The sequence below is a fragment of the Serratia rubidaea genome (assembly GCF_016026735.1).
Taxonomy (GTDB): Bacteria; Pseudomonadota; Gammaproteobacteria; order Enterobacterales; family Enterobacteriaceae; genus Serratia_B; species Serratia_B rubidaea.
This window is the reverse complement of the sequence record NZ_CP065640.1, coordinates 2,138,331-2,156,037: the sequence shown is the minus strand read 5'-3', so window position 1 is coordinate 2,156,037 and position 17,707 is coordinate 2,138,331. Positions and strand designations below refer to the sequence as shown.

The 17,707-nt window shown below is 63.7% G+C and carries 20 protein-coding genes; 2 read left to right on the top strand and 18 right to left on the bottom strand.

Going from position 1 to position 17,707, the window contains the following annotated elements; all coding sequences use genetic code 11:
* Positions 1–78: 78 nt before the first annotated feature.
* On the top strand, positions 79–1,218 hold the full coding sequence (gene ampH / locus I6G83_RS09960; RefSeq protein ID WP_054306951.1) for a D-alanyl-D-alanine-carboxypeptidase/endopeptidase AmpH: 1,140 nt from the start codon (positions 79–81) through the stop codon (positions 1,216–1,218).
* Positions 1,219–1,311: 93 nt separating this feature from the next.
* On the opposite strand, the gene I6G83_RS09955 is transcribed toward ampH, so the two are convergent.
* From I6G83_RS09955 to I6G83_RS09895, 13 genes are all read right to left on the bottom strand, one after another.
* On the bottom strand, positions 1,312–1,752 hold the full coding sequence (locus I6G83_RS09955) for a helix-turn-helix domain-containing protein (RefSeq protein WP_054306950.1): 441 nt from the start codon (positions 1,750–1,752) through the stop codon (positions 1,312–1,314).
* A gap of 13 nt (positions 1,753–1,765) precedes the next feature.
* The gene (locus I6G83_RS09950) at positions 1,766–1,939 is read right to left on the bottom strand and encodes a hypothetical protein (RefSeq protein ID WP_164844192.1); all 174 of its coding nucleotides are present in this window, start codon (positions 1,937–1,939) and stop codon (positions 1,766–1,768) included.
* Positions 1,940–2,078: 139 nt separating this feature from the next.
* Complete coding sequence (gene hpaC / locus I6G83_RS09945) at positions 2,079–2,594, bottom strand: 4-hydroxyphenylacetate 3-monooxygenase, reductase component (RefSeq protein WP_015670790.1); 516 nt, start codon at positions 2,592–2,594, stop codon at positions 2,079–2,081.
* 19 nt (positions 2,595–2,613) lie between these two features.
* Complete coding sequence (gene hpaB, locus I6G83_RS09940; protein WP_015670789.1) at positions 2,614–4,176, bottom strand: 4-hydroxyphenylacetate 3-monooxygenase, oxygenase component; 1,563 nt, start codon at positions 4,174–4,176, stop codon at positions 2,614–2,616.
* 191 nt (positions 4,177–4,367) lie between these two features.
* The gene (gene hpaA, locus I6G83_RS09935; protein WP_015670788.1) at positions 4,368–5,264 is read right to left on the bottom strand and encodes a 4-hydroxyphenylacetate catabolism regulatory protein HpaA; all 897 of its coding nucleotides are present in this window, start codon (positions 5,262–5,264) and stop codon (positions 4,368–4,370) included.
* 17 nt (positions 5,265–5,281) lie between these two features.
* Positions 5,282–6,643 (bottom strand): 4-hydroxyphenylacetate permease, encoded by a 1,362-nt coding sequence (hpaX, locus tag I6G83_RS09930; protein WP_054306949.1) that lies wholly within the window; start codon positions 6,641–6,643, stop codon positions 5,282–5,284.
* 11 nt (positions 6,644–6,654) lie between these two features.
* Positions 6,655–7,449, bottom strand: a complete 795-nt coding sequence (hpaI, locus tag I6G83_RS09925) for a 4-hydroxy-2-oxoheptanedioate aldolase (RefSeq protein WP_054306948.1) — start codon at positions 7,447–7,449, stop codon at positions 6,655–6,657.
* A gap of 21 nt (positions 7,450–7,470) precedes the next feature.
* Positions 7,471–8,274: a 2-oxo-hept-4-ene-1,7-dioate hydratase gene (hpaH, locus tag I6G83_RS09920; protein WP_015670785.1), complete on the bottom strand. Its 804-nt coding sequence runs from the start codon at positions 8,272–8,274 to the stop codon at positions 7,471–7,473.
* Between the two features lie 10 nt (positions 8,275–8,284).
* Positions 8,285–8,671, bottom strand: a complete 387-nt coding sequence (locus I6G83_RS09915) for a 5-carboxymethyl-2-hydroxymuconate Delta-isomerase (RefSeq protein ID WP_015670784.1) — start codon at positions 8,669–8,671, stop codon at positions 8,285–8,287.
* A 9-nt stretch (positions 8,672–8,680) separates the two neighbouring features.
* Positions 8,681–9,538: a 3,4-dihydroxyphenylacetate 2,3-dioxygenase gene (gene hpaD, locus I6G83_RS09910; RefSeq protein WP_054306947.1), complete on the bottom strand. Its 858-nt coding sequence runs from the start codon at positions 9,536–9,538 to the stop codon at positions 8,681–8,683.
* A 78-nt stretch (positions 9,539–9,616) separates the two neighbouring features.
* Positions 9,617–11,071: a 5-carboxymethyl-2-hydroxymuconate semialdehyde dehydrogenase gene (gene hpaE / locus I6G83_RS09905; RefSeq protein ID WP_015670782.1), complete on the bottom strand. Its 1,455-nt coding sequence runs from the start codon at positions 11,069–11,071 to the stop codon at positions 9,617–9,619.
* On the bottom strand, positions 11,068–11,832 hold the full coding sequence (locus I6G83_RS09900) for a fumarylacetoacetate hydrolase family protein (protein ID WP_054306946.1): 765 nt from the start codon (positions 11,830–11,832) through the stop codon (positions 11,068–11,070). The genes hpaE and I6G83_RS09900 overlap by 4 nt, the downstream gene beginning before the upstream one ends.
* On the bottom strand, positions 11,829–12,461 hold the full coding sequence (locus I6G83_RS09895) for a fumarylacetoacetate hydrolase family protein (protein ID WP_054306945.1): 633 nt from the start codon (positions 12,459–12,461) through the stop codon (positions 11,829–11,831). Before I6G83_RS09895 ends, I6G83_RS09900 begins: the two co-directional genes overlap by 4 nt.
* A gap of 314 nt (positions 12,462–12,775) precedes the next feature.
* On the opposite strand from I6G83_RS09895, the gene hpaR reads away from it, so the two are divergent.
* Entirely contained in the window at positions 12,776–13,228 is a 453-nt protein-coding gene (gene hpaR / locus I6G83_RS09890; RefSeq protein WP_015670779.1) for a homoprotocatechuate degradation operon regulator HpaR, read from the top strand.
* Positions 13,229–13,233: 5 nt separating this feature from the next.
* On the opposite strand, the gene I6G83_RS09885 is transcribed toward hpaR, so the two are convergent.
* The 5 genes from I6G83_RS09885 to I6G83_RS09865 are packed head-to-tail and all read right to left on the bottom strand — an operon-like array spanning position 13,234 to position 17,657.
* Positions 13,234–14,019, bottom strand: coding sequence for an SDR family oxidoreductase (locus I6G83_RS09885; protein WP_015670778.1), 786 nt, complete (start codon positions 14,017–14,019; stop codon positions 13,234–13,236).
* On the bottom strand, positions 14,016–14,816 hold the full coding sequence (locus I6G83_RS09880; RefSeq protein WP_054306944.1) for a molybdenum cofactor biosynthesis F family protein: 801 nt from the start codon (positions 14,814–14,816) through the stop codon (positions 14,016–14,018). Before I6G83_RS09880 ends, I6G83_RS09885 begins: the two co-directional genes overlap by 4 nt.
* A 10-nt stretch (positions 14,817–14,826) precedes the next feature.
* Positions 14,827–15,609, bottom strand: coding sequence for an SDR family NAD(P)-dependent oxidoreductase (locus I6G83_RS09875; RefSeq protein ID WP_062779152.1), 783 nt, complete (start codon positions 15,607–15,609; stop codon positions 14,827–14,829).
* A complete protein-coding gene (locus tag I6G83_RS09870) occupies positions 15,602–16,189 on the bottom strand; it encodes a DUF3156 family protein (RefSeq protein WP_054306987.1) in 588 nt (195 codons plus the stop codon). The genes I6G83_RS09875 and I6G83_RS09870 overlap by 8 nt, the downstream gene beginning before the upstream one ends.
* Entirely contained in the window at positions 16,164–17,657 is a 1,494-nt protein-coding gene (locus tag I6G83_RS09865; RefSeq protein WP_015670774.1) for an APC family permease, read from the bottom strand. Before I6G83_RS09865 ends, I6G83_RS09870 begins: the two co-directional genes overlap by 26 nt.
* Positions 17,658–17,707: the final 50 nt, after the last annotated feature.

The window sequence follows — 17,707 nt, the reverse complement described above, 5'->3', positions numbered from 1 at the left end:
TACACTAAAGCCTGTCCCATCAGGCCGCCAGGCGCTGATTTTGCTCTTGATGCTCTATTTTGAAATGGATATGGACCGTTGAAGACTCTTTTCTCTGCCGTTTTAGTAACCCTGGGCCTCGGCAGCCTGCCGCTGCTGGCGCAGGCCGAGACGCCGCAGCTGACGTCGCAGATCGTTGACCAATACGCCGAGCATATTTTTTACAACAGCGGCGCCACCGGCATGGCGCTGGTGGCGATCGACGGCAACCAGGTGGTGAACCGCAGCTTCGGCGACACCCGGCCGGGCAACAACCAGCGCCCGCGGCCGGACTCGCTGATCCGCATCGCCTCCATCACCAAGCTGATGACCAGCGAAGTGATGGTGAAACTGGCGGCGGAAGGCAAACTCAAGCTGACCGACCCGCTGCGCAAGTACGCGCCGTCCGGCGCCTACGTGCCCGGTTATAATTCACGCCAGCCGATTACGCTGCTGAATCTGGCGACCCACACCAGCGGCCTGCCGCGCGAGCAGCCGGGCAAAAAGCCGCCGAAGACGCCGGTGTTCACCTGGCCGACCAAGGCGCAGCGCTGGCAGTGGCTGGCCCATGCGCAGGTCACCGTACCGCCGGGGGTGCATGCCTCCTACTCCAACCTGGCTTACGATCTGCTGGCCGATGCGCTGTCGCGGGCGGCGGGCAAACCCTACACCAAACTGCTGCGTGAGAAGATCACCGGGCCGCTCGGTATGGTCGACACCACGCTGACGCCGAGCGCCGAGCAGTGTTCGCGCCTGATGGTGGCCTCCGTCGGCCCCAGCGCCTGCGGCAATACCGTGGCGGCGGCCGGCAGCGGCGGCATTTACTCCACGCCGCGCGATATTCAGCGCTGGATGCAGCAGTTCCTCGACTCGCAGGCCAGCCCGCGTAAAGCCACCGCCGCCCGCGAGCAGACCATGTACTTCCAGCGCCGCGAACTGGTGTCGCTGAAAGGAATGGACGTCCCCGGCGATGCGGATGCGTTAGGCCTCGGCTGGATATATATGGCGCCGAAAGACGGACTGCCGGCCATTATTCAGAAAACCGGCGGCGGCGGCGGCTTTATCACCTATATGGCGATGTCGCCGCAGAACAATATCGGCGTGTTTGTGGTGGTGACCCGTTCGGACCTGACCCGCTTCACCAATATGAGCGATCCGGTCAATCGGCTGGTGGCCGATCTGGTGGCCAACAAGGGCTGATAATATCGGCAGCGTGGCCGTTTTCGAGGTTGAAAACGGATTCAGCCCTGCCTGAGCATAAACCGAGGGCACTGCCCTCGGCAGGCATCGCGGTTAGCTGCTCCGTCGCCAGGCGTGGTTACGCTCTTCAAACACCAGTTTCTCCATCGAGCTGGCGACGCCCGCCTGCGCCAGCATCCGCAGACAGGCGCCGACCCGGCTGCTTTCGTTAACGGATTCCAGATACAGCATGCGCAGCATCACGTCCGTCATGCGCGGTAAGCTGCTTTGCGCCTTTTCCCAACGGGCGACCGTTTGCACATCGACCCCCAGCAGCTCCGCCAGCGCCTTCTGCGACATATTCATTTCCACCCGCAAAAAGCGGATTTCATCCGCCTGCAACGGGCGCTCGCACGCCACCAGCGCCCGGGCGATGGAGCCGTGCAGCCCAGCAACGTCCTCAATGCTGACGTAGCTTTCACCTTCGATCTCCGTCCGATGAAAGCCATTCGCCAGCCAAATCGTGTTCAAACCGCTTTCGATATAGTGATACACCGTTATTTCCTCGCTAATGGATCATCACCGTCACCACCAGGGCGGCGGGATCGTTTGCCACCCGTTTCAACACCACGACCACCTCAATCCGCTCGGTGTGTGACGTCGCCAGCTGCTGCAGCAACGCTCTGGCCGCCGCCGGGCGCAGAGGAAACTCGCTGATGTTGTCAGGGGGTATAAAATCCATTTTATCACCTGTCAATTTGATAGCTATCATTTTGACAGATCGATAAACCACCGGCCAGGGAAGTTTGCGCGATTAATGCGGGGAAAGATCGGAGAGCGGCGCCAACGCGCCGCCCTCGGCGGGCATCATCAGAGAAGGCTTACGCCAGCGCCGCCATCTGGTGCATCACCGGGTGGAAGTTGCGTTTAAAGTAGATCAGGCCGTGGCCGCCGTCGCTGAGCGTAATCTGTTTGATCTCCACCAGGTACATCTGGTGGGTGCCGATGCTCTGCACCTGGGTGACCTCGCCCTCCAGGCTCGCCAGCGAGTGGCGCAGCATCGGCTGGCCGAGCGCGCCGGTCTGCCACTCATCCAGCAGGAAGCGCTCTTCCATGCTGACGTCGGTCATGCCGGCGAAGTGGCGCGCCATCATCTCCTGCTCATGGTTCAGCACGTTGACGCACAGCCGGCCGTTTTCCTGAAACACCGGGTTCATCGCGCTGTTGCGGTTAATGCACACCATCAGCGACGGCGGCGTATCGGTCACCGAACAGACCGCAGTGGCGGTAATGCCGCAGCGCCCCGCCGGGCCGCTGGTGGTGACGATATTCACCGCCGCGGACAGGCTGGCCATCGCATCGCGAAAACGCAGGCGGTGTTCATTTTCCTGAGACATAGCAACCTCCTCCAAAAAATCACTTCAGCAAATTATTCAGCTGATTAATATCATCATTGTTATGCAGGTGCGGCACCGTCCAACCGTTCTGGTCATAGTCGGACAAGCACTTGTCGACCATCTGCATCATCTGATCCATGGTGCCGGAACCCTGCGCGTGGCGCAGGCACTGCAGGCGGATCTCATCCTGACTGCCGGCATAGTTGATCTCATACAGCTCGTGGCGGCCACCGAACTCGCTGCCGATCGCATCCCACATCAGCTTGAGGATCTTGATGCGCTCAACGTGATCCATACCGTTGGATCCGCGCACGTACTGCGCCAGATATTTGTCGATCGCCGGGTTATTCATATCACGTACGCTGGACGGCAGATAGATCAGGCCGCTGGTGACGTTCTTCTCGATAATATGCTTCACCTTGGTGTAAGCCATCGGCGCCATCACGCGGTAAGTCTGCAGCGCGGCGGAATCCGGCAGATAAGCGCCGTTCTCCCACTGGGTGGCTTCGGCGCACATCGCATCGCTCAGCGACCAGAACAGGTTGCGCCAGGCCACCACTTCCCCCAGATCCGCCTGCACGCCGCGGAACTCCAGCACGCCGGTGCAGCCCAGGCTTTTTTGCAGCAGCGCAGTGATAAAGTCCATCTTCACCGCCAGACGCACGCAGGCCTGCAGCGGGAACAGGCGGGCAAACCCGCCCTGGGTGCTCCAGCGGCGACAGCGGTCGAAATCGCGATAAATCAGCACGTTCTCCCACGGGATCAGCACATGGTCCATCACCAGAATAGCATCGTTTTCGTCAAAGCGACTGGAGAGCGGGTAATCAAACGGCGATCCGGTGGCGCCGGCGGCCAGCTCATAGGAGGCGCGGGAAATCAGCTTCACCCCTTCGGCGTCCATCGGCGCGACGAACATCAGCGCAAAGTCCGGGTTATCGCCCATCACCTGCGCCGAGCCGAAGCCGATAAAGTTATAGTGGGTCAGCGCCGAGTTGGTGGCGACCACCTTGGCGCCGCTGACGATAATGCCGGCGTCGGTCTCCTTCTCCACCTTGATAAAGACATCCTTCACCTCGTTGACCGGCTTATGGCGGTCGATCGGCGGGTTGACGATGGCGTGGTTGAAGTACAGGCCGGTTTCCTGAATGCGCTGATACCAGTTGCGGGCATTGTCGGCAAACTGGCCGTAAAACTCGGGAAACGCCCCCAGCGCGCAGCCGAACGCCGCCTTATAGTCCGGGGTGCGTCCCATCCAGCCGTAGCTCTGGCGCGACCAGTCGGCGATGGCGTCGCGCTGCTGGCGCATCTCTTCCGGGCTGCGGGCATAGCGGAAAAACTTATGGGTATAGCCGCCGTTGCCGGTGTCGGTGCCCCAGCACAGGCGATCATGGCTGGCCGGATCGTGCAGCGCGTCGTACAGCTGGCCGACGGAGGCGGCGGCGTTGCGGAACGCCGGATGGGTGGTGATATCCTTGACCCGCTCGCCGTAAATATAGATTTCACGGCCGTCCTGCAGGCTTTTCAGGTATTCGGCGCCGGTGAACGGGCGTTTGTTGTCAGCGCGGAAGTCTTCTGGTTTCATTCGGGTGTCCCTCGTAATCGGTATTTTCACGGCCGCGATGCGGCACATTGTTAAAATAATGTTTTCTTTTGGTTGCTTAATTGAAGACCCCAACGCCGGTTTCGAGAAGAGACTTTTGCGGCAATCGTCGGTACTTTTCCGAGGGGAGTGCCGCTTTCGCGGCAAACTGTGATCCAGGCGATATTCCGCCGTTATGACAGGGCGTGTTGCGTGGCGCGGTAGCGGGTCGGCGAGCAGCCTTCCAGCCGGTTGAAAAAGCGGGCGAAGTAGGCCGGGTCCTTGAAGCCCAGGCTGTAGGCGGTCTCATGCACCGTGCAGGCGCTGAACAGCAGCAGACGCTTGGCCTCGCGCAGCAGGCGATCGAAGATCAGCCGTTTCGGCGAGCGGTTGGCGAAGCGCCGGCACAGGTCATTGAGGCGCGACTCGGTCACCCCCAGCGCCTGGGCGTACTCCGGCACCGGCAGGTGCTCGCGGAAGCGTTCATCCACCATCTTGTTGAAGCGCTGGAACAGCTTCAGCTCGCCGCGCACGCCGGTGGCCGCCGAATCCTCCAGCGCGGTATTGCGCAGCAGCAGGGTGAACACCGCCTGCGCCAGCAGCGCCAGCGTCTGTTCACGCCCCGCCAGCCCGGCGGAAAACTCGCGCCGGATCAGCGCCCAGTAGTGGCTGAGCGCCGCCAGCTCCTGCGGCGCGCTCGCCAGCGACATGCAGATGCCGGGCATATCCAACGCCAGGTTGCTGCCGGGGTACAGCCGCTCCAGCAGCGGCCAGATCAGCTCCTGGCGCACCGTCAACACGTGGCCGTCGCTGTCCGGTTCGGTAAAAAAGGCGTGGGGCACCGACGGCGGCGTCAGAATAAACAGCGGCGCCTGCACCGAATAGTGCTGGTCATCCAGCTGCAGCTCTATCTTGCCGGTTTCCAGAAAGTGCAGCTGGAAAAAGCAGTCATGCCAGTGCACCTGCATATCGCGGCCGAAAAACGCCGCCAGCCCGGCAAAGGTTTCATAATGCACATCGTCCGCGGCGTAACGCGCATCGTATTCTTTGCAAATATCGATGTTGGCGATAAAACCGGTACTTTTCTGCACGTCTTTCTCCTGTGTGGTCAGGGGGCCAGCTCATCCCCGGTCATCTTGACGCCGCGCGGCTGCGCCGCCTTCATCGGAATGCGCCATACCAGCAGCGCGCCGACGATCAGCAGCCCGGCGACGAAATAGAGCCCGGAGTTGAAACTGCCGGTCAGATCCTTCAGCCAGCCGATCAGCAGCGGGCTGACCGCCGAGCCGATATTGCCGGTGGCGTTGATCAGCGCGATCCCCACCGCGCGCGCCTCCAGGCTGATGGCGCGATCCGGCGTGGTCCAGAAGATGGCCATCGCGGTAAACGAGCCGACCGACGCCATAACGATCCCCAGCAGCTGGATCAGGCTGTGATGAGTGGCCGAGGCCAGCAGCCAGCCGGCGGCGGCGAACAGATACGGCAAGGCGGTATGGTGCTTACGCTCCTGCAGCCGATCCGATCGTTTGCTCCACCACACCATGCCGGCGATGGTGCAGATCTGCGGGATCGCCGCCAGAATGCCGATCACGATATTGCTGCTGCTCTGGTTAAAGCTCTGCAGGATCTGCGGCGTCCAGATATTGATCGCGCTCAGGGTATTGGTCAGACAGAAATAGGCCAGCGTATACATCAGCACGATCGGCGTGAACACCTCGCGCCACAGGCTGCGCGCCGCTGCCGGCCGCGGCGCGGCGGCCGTCTGCTGCCGTTTATCGGCGTCCATCATCGCCTGCAGGCTGCTTTTCTCCTCGGCGCTCAGCCAGCGGGCCTTGGCCGGGGTATCGTCCAGATAGAACCACACCACCACGCCCAGCAGCACCGACGGAATGCCCTCCAGCAGAAACAGCCACTGCCAGCCCTTCAGGTTCAGCACGCCGTCCAGCGCCAGAATGTAGCCGGACACCAGCGAGCCGATCGCCATGGTGACCGGCATGGCGATCATAAACAGCGCGTTGGCGCGGGCGCGGTAATAGGCCGGGAACCAGTAGGTGAGGTACACCAGGATCCCCGGCAGGAAGCCGGCCTCGGTGATGCCGACAATCATGCGCAGCACGTACAGGCTGGTCGGCCCGGTGGCGAACAGCGTGCAGGTGGAGGCGATGCCCCACAGCACCATAATGGTGGCGATCCAGCGTCGCGCGCCGACGATGCTCAGCATGATGTTGCTGGGAATGCCGAAAATCACATAGGTAACATAAAACAGCGTCGCCGCCAGGCCGAACATGGTGGAACTGAGGCCCAGATCCTGCCCCATGGTCAGCCCGGCGAAGCCGATGTTGATACGGTCGAGAAACGAAAAGACGAACAGAATAAACAGAAACACGATCAGACGCCGAAACAGCTTATTAATCACCGACTGCTCGGCGGCGCTCTGCGCTTTATGCGGCTGCGAATCGACCTGGTTCATGATGGCTCCGGTTAATAGACGCCCGGGGCTGCGGCCTGCGCCGTCCCCTGCTTAAACTCGGCGGCCAGCTGCTCCGCCGCCCGCGCCAGCAGGGTGGTGTCGACCCCTGCCGCCACAAACAGCGCGCCGGACGCCAGATAATGGCGCGCCAGTTCCGCCTGCGCCATCAGGATGCCCGGCGCTTTGCCGGCGGCGCGGATGCGCGCGATGGCGTCATCAATGGTCTGCTGCACCTCCGGGTGCTGCGGGTTGCCGGCAAAGCCCATATCGGCGCTCAGATCCGCCGGGCCGATAAACACCCCGTCCACCCCCTCGACCTGCAGAATCTCATCCAGATTGCTGACCGCCTCGCGGGTTTCAATCTGCACCAGCACGCACATCTGCGCGTCGGCATCATGCAGGTAATTCGGCACCCGGTTCCAGCGCGAGGCCCGCGCCAGCGCGCTGCCGACGCCGCGTATGCCGTGCGGCGGATAGCGCGTGGCGCGCACCGCTTCGCGCGCCTGCTCGGCGTTCTGGATCATCGGGATCAGCAGTGTCTGCGCCCCCACGTCCAGCAGCTGTTTGATCACCACCGGATCGTTCCACGGCGGGCGTACTACCGGATGGCTCGGGTAAGGCGCCGTCGCCTGCAGCTGGCCCAGCACCGTCTGCACGTTGTTGGGCGCATGTTCGCCGTCGATCAGCAGCCAGTCGAAGCCGGCGCCGGCCAGCAGTTCGGCGCTGTAGCTGCTGCACAGCCCGAGCCACAGGCCGATCTGCGGGCGTTTTTCCTGCAGCGCCTGTTTGAAGGTATTGATAAGCATCGCGTTCTCCCCTGGCCGCCGTTACACGAAGCGGCAGCTGATGCAGCCCAGCGGGCCGTAGTCCACGTGGAAGGTATCGCCGCGCCGCGCCGCCACCGGGCGGGTGAACGAGCCGCCGAGGATAATCTGCCCGGCCTCCAGCTCGACGTCGTGCGGAAACAGTTTATTCGCCAGCCAGGCCACGCCGTTGGCCGGGTGGTTCAGCACCGCGGCGGCGACGCCGGACTCCTCAATCACCCCGTTGCGATACAACAGCGCGCTGACCCAGCGCAGATCCAGCGCGTCCGGCTTGATCGGCCGCCCGCCCATCACCACGCCGGCGTTGGCGGCGTTGTCGGAAATGGTGTCGAACACTTTGCGCGGACGCTGGGTTTCCGGATCGACGTTGTGGCAGCGCGCGTCGATAATCTCCAGCGCCGGGATCACGTAGTCGGTGGCGTTATACACGTCAAACAGCGTGCAGTTCGGCCCGCGCAGCGGTTTAGCCAGCACAAACGCCAGCTCCACCTCCACCCGCGGCACGATAAAGCGATCGATGGGAATATCGCTGCCCTCGTTAAAGAACATATCGTCCAGCAGCGCGCCGTAGTCCGGCTCGCTGATCTGCGAGCTGACCTGCATGGCGCGCGAGGTCAGGCCGATCTTGTGCCCTTTCAGCGTCCGCCCTTCGGCGATCTTCAGCGCCACCCACTGGCGCTGAATGGCGTAGGCGTCCTCAATGGTGATCTCCGGGTGCTCGATCGACAGCGCGCGGATCTGCTCCCGGTTTTGCTCCGCCTGATGCAAGCGTTGTACCGCACGGCTCAACAGGTTTTTGTCCAGCATTTACCACCTCTCAGGATTGACGGAACAGCGCGTGAACATTGTTCTGTTTGTAATTCAGTACCGGATCCAGCTCTTCCATGGTGAAAGAGAGCGCCAGATAGCGGCTGGCCGCCAGCGCGGCAAAGTGTTCCTTAATCAGCGCAAACAGCATTTCGCCCACCTGCTGCCGGCTCTCCAGGCTGCGGCCGTGACCAATCTTCAGCGTCATATGCACAAAGGCGTAATCCTGCTTGCCGTCGGCCATCTGCCAGGTGTCCAGCCAGATGGCGCGGCTGCGCACGCCGCCGAGCGGAAAGATGCCGGTATCCGCCAGCGCCTGATTCACCCTGGCGAACAGCGCGGGCAGCTGCGCCTCTTCGCGGATATTGTCGGTACATTCAGCGTAAAAATGGGGCATGGTTTTTCCTCAGGCTTCTGCGGGGAGCGGGAACACGGCGTTGACCTGGCCGGTGCCGGAACTGGCGAACAGCGGGGTGATAAACTCCACCTTGCCGTCGTACTTATCCCAGCCGAGCAGCCCCAGCAGCATCACGGTGTCGTGCATATTGCCCTCGCCGTAGCAGTAATCGGCGTACTCCGGCAGCATCTCGCAAAACTCGCGGAAGCGCCCCTCGGCCCACAGCTTCACCACCCGTTCGTCCATCTGCTGGTCAAACTGGCGGGTGTAGCTGTTCATGCCCTCTTCGGCGCGCTGGTCGTCGATAAAGCGGTGCGACAGCGAACCGCTGGCGAGCACCGCCACGGTGCCGTCATATTTTTCGATGGCGGTGCCGATCGCCTCGCCCAGCCGGCGGCTGTCAGCAAAGTCGTGCACGGTGCAGAAGGCGGAGATCGACACCACCTTGAAGTGGCGATCGCCGTTCATATAGCGCATCGGCACCAGCGTGCCGTACTCCAGCTTCAGGCTGGGAATATTGTGCGCCTTGGCGCGCACGCCGAGCTTGCAGGCCTCATCGGCGATCAGCTGTCCCAGCTGCGGGTTGCCGTCGTACTCGTAGCCCATATCGCGGATAAAGTGCGGCAGTTCGTTGCTGGTGTAGACGCCGGCAAAATGGTCGCTGCAGTTGATGTGGTAGGCGCTGTTCACCAGCCAGTGGGTATCGAACACGATAATGGTGTCGACGCCCATTTCCCGGCAGCGCGCGCTGATCTCTTTGTGGCCGTCGATCGCCCCCTGACGGCAGCCGTGGTTTTTACCCGGCAGTTCGGACAGATACATCGATGGAACATGCGTAATCTTTGCGGCTAACGCTAACTTACCCATAAGTCCTCCTATCCCCCGTCTGGCCGCCATCCGCCGGCTATCGGGTATAGTCCTGTTTTTAATTCAAAAACATCAGGCTCAGACGCCCCAGCGCGGGATCGGATGGTCGCCCATTGAGATACAGACGTTCTTCATCTCGGCGAACACTTCAAAGCTGTACTCGCCGCCTTCGCGGCCGGTGCCGGAGGCCTTCACGCCGCCGAACGGCTGGCGCAGGTCGCGCACGTTCTGCGTATTGACGAACACCATGCCGGCTTCGATATTGCGCGCCAGGCGCATCACCTTGCTGACATCCTGGGTCCAGATATAGGACGCCAAACCGTATTCCACGTCGTTGGCCATCCGCAGGCCGTCTTCTTCCGACTTGAACGGCAGCAGGCAGGCCACCGGGCCGAAAATCTCCTCCTGCGCCACGCGCATGCGGTTGTCGACGTCCGCCAGCACCGTCGGCCGCAGGAAGTTGCCGTACTCCAGCCCCTGCGGCTTGTCCGGTCCGCCGGCCAGCAGCGTAGCGCCCTCTTCCACGCCCAGGCGGATATAGCCGGACACCTTTTCCCAGTGCTGCTGGCTGATTAACGCGCCGACCTGGGTCTGCGGATCGGTCGGGTCGCCCACCCGCAGGCGGTTGGCGCGCTCGGCGAAGCGTTTGACGAATTCCGGGTAGATGCTTTCCTGGATGAAGATGCGCGAACCGGCGGTGCAGCGTTCACCGTTGATGGAGAAGATAGTGAACAGCGCGGCGTCCAGCGCGCGCTCGATGTCGGCGTCCTCAAACACCAGCACCGGCGATTTGCCGCCCAGCTCCATCGAATATTTTTTCAGCCCGGCGCTCTGCATAATGCGGCGGCCGGTGGCGGTGCCGCCGGTAAAGGAGACCGCCCGCACGTCCGGGTGGCGCACCAGCGCGTCGCCGGCGGTGGCGCCGTAGCCCTGCACCACGTTCAGCACCCCGGCCGGAATGCCGGCTTCCAGCGCCAGCTCCCCCAGACGGTCGGCGGACAGCGGCGACAGCTCGGACATTTTCAGCACCGCGGTATTGCCCAGCGCCAGGCAGGGCGCGGTCTTCCAGGTGGCGGTCATAAACGGCACGTTCCACGGCGACACCAGCGCACACACCCCGACCGGCTGCACCAGGGTGTAGTTGAGCATCTTGTCGTCCACCGGGTAGGTCTTGCCGTTCATCTGCTGGCACACCTCGGCGAAGAACTCGAAGTTGTGCGAGGCGCGTGGGATCAGCACGTTTTTGGTCTGGTGGATCGGCAGGCCGGTGTCGGCGGTTTCCATCTCGGCAATCTGCGGCACGTTTTCATCGATCAGCTCACCCAGCCGGCGCATCAGGCGCGCGCGCTCCTTCATCGGCGTATTGGCCCACTTCGGAAACGCCGCCTTGGCCGCCGCCACCGCCTGCGCGATCTCCGCCTGCCCGCCGGAAGCCACCTCCGCCAGCACCTCGCCGTTGGCCGGGTTGGTGGTGGTGAAGTACTCGCTGCTGGCGACGTTTTTACCGTCGATCCAATGGTTGATGGTTTTCATCGCAGGCTCTCCTGATAATCGTGTTCGCTGATAATGTGGTTGACCAGGCGGCCGATGCCCTCAATCTCCACCACCACTTCGTCCCCCGGCTGCACGTCGGCCAGCCCTTTCGGCGTGCCGGTGGCGATCATGTCGCCCGGCTGCAGCGTCATAAATTCGCTGAGGTAGCTGATGAGATACGGGATATCGAAAATCATGTCGGCGGTGGTGCCGCGCTGGCGCAGCTCGCCGTTGATATAGGTGCTGAGCTGCAGGCGGTGCGGGTCGCCGATATCGTCGCGGTCGACGATATACGGGCCGATCGGCGTCAGCCCGTCGCGGCTTTTCACCCGCAGGTTCGGCCGGTAGTAGTTTTCCAGGTAGTCGCGGATGGCGTAGTCGTTGCACAGGGTGTAGCCGGCGACGTACTCCATCGCCTGTTCGCGGCTGACGTGACGGGCGGTTTTACCGATCACCGCCACCAGCTCGGCCTCGTAGTGCATATAGTCGACGCCGGCCGGACGCACCGAGACCTGGCGGTGGCCGGTCAGGGTATTGGCCGCCTTCAGAAACACCAGCGGCTCTTCCGGCGCTTTAAATTCCAGTTCGCTGGCGTGGTCGGCATAGTTCAGCCCCAGCGCGAACACCGTGCCCTGCGCCGGCGGCAGCCATTCGACGTCGGTTTCGTTGAGCTGCGTGCCGTCCGGCAGCGTCACCCGCAGCTGCTGGTCGACGCTGACGTTAAAGATCTGGCCGTGATGGCGAATGCGCGCGTGCTTCATGCTTGCCCTCCTTCCAAAACCGCAACATTGCTGAGCGCCGGCAGGCCGGCGGCGCGGATCGTCACCTCATCGCCCGGGTTAATCGCCACGCGCTGATGCGGCGTACCGATCAGCAGCACGTCGCCCGGCCGCAGGGTAATAAAGTCGCTGATGGCGGCCAGCAGTTCGGCGCCGGAGCGCACCAGATCCGCCGTTGACCAGCGGTCCTGCTCCACGCCGTTGATCTCGGTGACGATCTGCAGCCGGTCGATGTTATCCAGCTGCGCCATCTCCCCCAGCGGGCAGAAACCGTCGCGGCACTTGGCCTTGATCGCCGGGCGGTAAAAGCTGCTCTCCGCCAGGCTGACGTCGTTGGCCAGCGCGTAGCCGGCGATATGCGCCGCCGCCTGCGCCGCCGGCACCTGGCGGGCGGTATCGCCGATCACCAGCGCCAGCGTGCCGCCGCTGTAAACTTTTTCTGCCGCCGGCAGCGGGATCCGACCGCCGTGGCTCAGGTAGGTATTACGCGGTTTGATAAACCATACTGGGGTCTTCGGCGGGGTCTTATAGGGCGCGTCGCGGAACGTCTGGTCCCAGGCGTCCATCTGGCTGCGGTGGTTGAGCGCCACCGAAAATACGGTTCCTTTCATGCAAACTCCTATCGTCACAAATCAGGATATCCGGCATTCGTTAATATATTAATGATTACTTTTAACCGCTGCTCAGCATTTACGCAACGCCGTTAATTTGATTTGTGATCGTGATAACAAAATATTCACAATCTCAAAACATATTGGCGATAATTCAAAGAATTAGTGCTTTTCCGCGCTATTTTTCACCTCGGTAGGCATTTTCCCTTTATCCACGGCGCCAAATATGGCTACTATTAAGTTATTAATAAAAGACAAGCGGCCGGCGCCAGCACGCCGGATGCGCCAACACCTTGATAGCAAAGGCCAGACATATGCATGAATCCCTTACCATTGCCCTGTTGCAGGCGCGCGAAACCGCCATGGGCTTCTTCCGCCCGATTCTGAAAAGCCACAACCTGACCGAGCAGCAGTGGCGCATCATCCGCGTGCTGGCCGACCAGCGCTCCATCGAATTCCATGAGCTGGCGGCGCAGACCTGCATCCTGCGCCCCAGCCTGACCGGCATTCTGTCGCGCATGGAGCGTGACAAGCTGATCTTCCGCCTGAAGCCGGTTAACGATCAGCGCAAGCTGTACGTCTCGCTGACCCAGCAGGGCCAGGAGCTGTATGAAGTGGCGCGCCACCAGGTCGAGCAGGGCTACGGTGAGATTGAAGCGGCGTTCTCGCCGGAGAAAATGCAGCAGCTGATGACGCTGCTGGATGAGCTGATCACCCTCGGCGAGCAGCAGCCCGTCAGCCTGACTGCGCAGCCCGCCAAGAAGTAACGGCCTCAGGAGGCGGGCAGTTGGGCCTCCGGCAGCAGTGCGCCGCCGTCCACCACCAGCGTCTGGCCGGTGATATACCCCGCCGCCGCCGAGGCGAGAAACACCATCGCCGCGGCGATATCTTCCGGCTCCCCCAGCCGGCCGAGCGGCACCGCGCCGCCGATCGCCTGATTGAGCGAGGCATCCCCCAGGTTCGCCATCGCCGGCGTGCGGATCATGCCCGGCTCCACGCCGTTGACCGTAATGCCGTACGGCGCCAGCTCCAGCGCGGCGGCGCGGATAAAGCCGTTCACCCCGGCCTTGGAGGCGGCATAGTGCGCCAGTCCGGGATAGGCCACCTTCGGCCCGGTCACCGACGAGGTCACCAGAATGCGCCCGCCGCCCTGGCGGCGCATCCACGGCAGCGCCGCCTGCGCCAGATGAAACGGCGCCATCAGGTTGACGCTGAGGGTGCGCTGCAGCAGCGCGCGGTCAATCTCGGCAAACGGCGTCAGCGGAAAATAGGCGGCGTTGTGCACCACCACGTCCAGCCGCCCGCAGCGCTGCGTCACCTGCTCCACCAGCAGCGCAATCTGCGCCGCGTCGGACAGATCGCACGCCAGCGCCTGCGCCGAACCGCCCTGCGCCGTCAGCTGCTCCGCCGCCTGGCGCGCCTTGTCATGCTGGAGGTCGGCCAACACCACCGTGGCCCCCAGCCGGGCAAAGGCGCCGGCGATCGCCAGCCCGATGCCCTGCGCGCCGCCGGTCACCAGCACCACCTGGCCGCGGAACGCCTCCGCGGCGAAGGTCATGCCCCGCTCCGCGGATGACGGGTGGTGTTCAGCACCTGCGCGTGCGCGCCCACGGCGAAATTACTCAGCGCGCTGAAGTCGCTGCCCTGATAGCCGAGGATCTTGCCGTCGGTGCGCAGGGCCTGCAGATCGATCATCACCACGCCGAGGGTCGGAATGATCTTCTCGCGCCAGACAAACAGGTACAGCTGCTCCGCCACCTTGACGTAGTGGCAGCGGTCAACGTCCGCCAGCCCTTTTTCCACCCCGTCCAGGCACTGCCAGGCGTAGAAATTGTCGTTCAGGTAGATATGCTCGTAGCGCTCGGTGGGGCTGTAGGTGTACATATTGCGCATGCCGATCAGCTCGTCGGTAAACGCCGGCAGCGGCGCAGCGTTATCCGCCAGCCGGCCAAAGCGGAACTCGGCCGTCACCGCGGTCAGCGGCAGCCCCTGCTCCACCCGGCTGAAGGCGTCCAGCCGCGCCTGCGCCTCATCCGGCAGTTGGCCGTACAGCGCGGTAAAATTGCCCTGCGCCTGGTTGCAGACCAGCGTAATGCTGGCGTTGGCGCGCTGTGGGTCGAGGAAGTCGACAAACAGCACGCCGGGACGCAGCGCGGTGGCGCGATAGTCCGCCGGCTGTCCGCGCCAGTGCAGCGTCTGCCCGTCGACAAAGCACACCTCAAGGCGCTCGCCGTCGCTGAAGTGCAGGCTCAGCGTCTGCCCGGCCAAATCGTCCTGCCCGCGCAGGGTATGGCTGTCGGGGGCAAAGCCCTCCGCCAGCGCGCCAACCTGAATAAACACCGCTTCTGAACTCATAGGTCGCTCCTTATAAGGAAGTAAAAGCCAGGGTTGGGACATCCACCGCGCCGGCGCCGCCGTCGGCCACCAGCGTAGCGCCGGTGATGATCGACGCCTGCGGTGAACAGAGAAACCGGCACGCCTCGGCGATCTCTGCCGGGCTGGCCGGCCGCCGCAGCGGCACGTCGCGGCAGACCTCGCGGTAGGCCTGCTCCAGCGTCCAGCCGTGCGCCGCCATCAGCGGCTGCATCTCGTCATCGGCCATCGGCGTGGTCACCCAGCCGGGGCAGATGGCGTTGGCGCGCACCCCGAGCGGGCCGTAATCACGCGCGACGGAGCGCATCAGGCCGATCAGCCCGTGCTTGGCGGTCACATAGCCGCACGCCGCCGGGCCGGCGGCCAGCGAGGCGATCGACGCCACCAGCAGCAGGTTGCCGCCGCTGTTCACCAACGCCGGCAGGCAGGCGCGCACGCTGGCGAAGGCGCTGTTGAGGTTGCTGTCCAGCGCCTGCCGCCACTCGTCGTCCGTCATATCGCCCAGCGCCCCCAGCCCCATGCCGCCGGCGCTGGCAATCAGGCAGTCGATGCGCCCGGCCTGGCGCATAATCTGCGGCAGCAGCACGTCGCGCCAGCTGTCGCCGCTGGCGGCATCGCCCACCAGCGCCGTTGCGCCTGTCTCCGCCGCCAGCGCCTGCAGCGGCGCGGCGCGACGGCCGATAATAAACACCCGATCGCCCTGCCCGGCCAGCAGCCGGGCGCAGGCGGCGCCGATGCCGGTGCCGCCGCCGGTAATCACCACGCTTCTAGTCATTCATTTTCTCCATCAGTTGCGCCACCATCAGACAGGCGCTGAGCAGCAGACAGCGCTGCGCCGCGGTCAGGCGCAGATAGCGCCGCCCCGGCGGCAGGCGGCTGACCACCTCGCAGGCGGCAAAATGTTCGACGCTGAACTGCCAGCGCCCCGCCGCCAGCGTCAGCTGCGCATGGCGGAAATCCAGCTGCGCCAGCGTTGCGCCAATCTGCGGATAACGCGCCAGCCACTCCGTGATCCGCCGCGCGGCGGCCTTATCGCCCACGGTGCGGTAACGCACGCCGCGGCGCCGCAGCCAGCCGGCGCCGCGCACCGTCAGCCGGACGCTGCCGGGCAGTGAAGTGTCGCCGCCCAGGCAAAAGCGGTGGCTGACGATATGCGCCAGAAACAGCGCCTGCGGCCGCTCGCTGACCTCCAGCACCGGCCCCTGCGGCAGCGTCAGGCGTAAACGCCCGGCGGACAGCCGCTCGCAGTCATACGGGCGCAGGTCCGCCTGTAGCCGCTCAAGCGCGCCGCCGGCGCGGTAGCCGGCCGGCTCATGTCGCCAGAGGCGCTTAGCCGAGGGAGGTAAGGCGATCAAACGGCACCTCCTCGCGCTCGGATTTGTCCAGCGCCTGCGTCAGCACCTGCTCCACCGGCACCGGCTTAAACGGGTTGACCCGCTGCACGCACAGCGTCCAGAACAGGGCGTAGGCGGCGGTCAGGCCGATCATGATGCCGAACGGGATATACACCGCGCTGCGCGGCATGCCCGGCGGCGTGATATAGATAATCGCCAGTACGATGCCGATGCTGGACACAATCTGCGGCAGCGGGAACAGCGGCGACTTATAGGCGCGCGGCAGATCCGGCCGCCGGATGCGCAGCAGCACCACGGACAGCGTCACCAGCAGGTAGGCCACGCCCCAGGCGCATACCGCCGCCAGCACCATCGGGATAATGCGATCGAGATCGCCCTGAATGGCGAAGGCGTGCACGCAGGGGATCAGCACCGCCACGGCAATGCCGACCACCGGCGTTTTAAAGCGCGGGTGCAGGTAGGAGAAGGCCTTCGGCAGCGCGCCGTCCAGCACCATGCCGTACAGAATGCGCGGCACCGCGGCCATCAGCGTATTGATGGTCGCCGCGCCGGCCAGCAGCAGGCCGATGCCCAGCCAGTATTTGCCGAACTCGCCCATTACCTGGCCGGCGAACGCCGGGATCGCCATCGGCGTATCCAGCAGGCGTACATGATGCTCGGCGTCAACCACCACGTTCTCCACCTGATGGCTGAGCGCCGCGCCGTACAGCGCCATGCAGGCGGCGACGCCGCACAGCCCCAGCGCCATGGCGCGCGGGATCACCCACGCCGAGCGTTTGATCTCCGGCGCCATCGGCGTCACCAGTTCACAGCCGACAAACATAAACATCGCCATCCCCACCAGGCTGAACACCGCAAAGGGATCGCTGACGTCCAGCGCGCTGCCGAACCAGCCGGGCAGCGCCACCGCCGGCGGCGACAGCAGACCGGCGATGCCGAAAATCACCAGCGTGCTCCACATGCCGAAGGTCAGCACGATCTCCGCCTTGCCGAACGCCTCAATGCCGAACGCGTTCAGCAGGCCGAAGATCACCACCAGCCCGACGCCGACCATCCACGAGGCGTTGTGGCTGGCGGCCAGGGTATTGAGATGCTCAAAATTCACCAGCGCCATAATGCCGGCCAGAATGGTCTCCGCCGTGCCGGCGAAGATATGCACGATCAGATAGGCGGACAGCGCGCCGGTGATGGCGAAGAAGCGCCCCATGCCGCAGGAGATGTAGTCATACACCGAACCGGTGGTCGGCAATATCGCCGCCGCCTCGGCAAAAGTGGTGAGCTGCGCCTGCATCATCACAAAGGCGATCAGCATCGCCAGCGCAAAGGTATCGCCGCCGATGCCGAAACCGCTGGTTACGGTCAGGATCACCGGGCTGGCCATAATCACGCCGACCGAACTGGCCAGCGTGGTGGGGAAGCCCACCTTGCCTCGTTCAAGGTGGGCGGAAAGGCGCGACGACAGGTTCATCGGAATCTCCTCTGCGGGTTGGCTTAACGCACTATAGAGAGGAAAGGAAA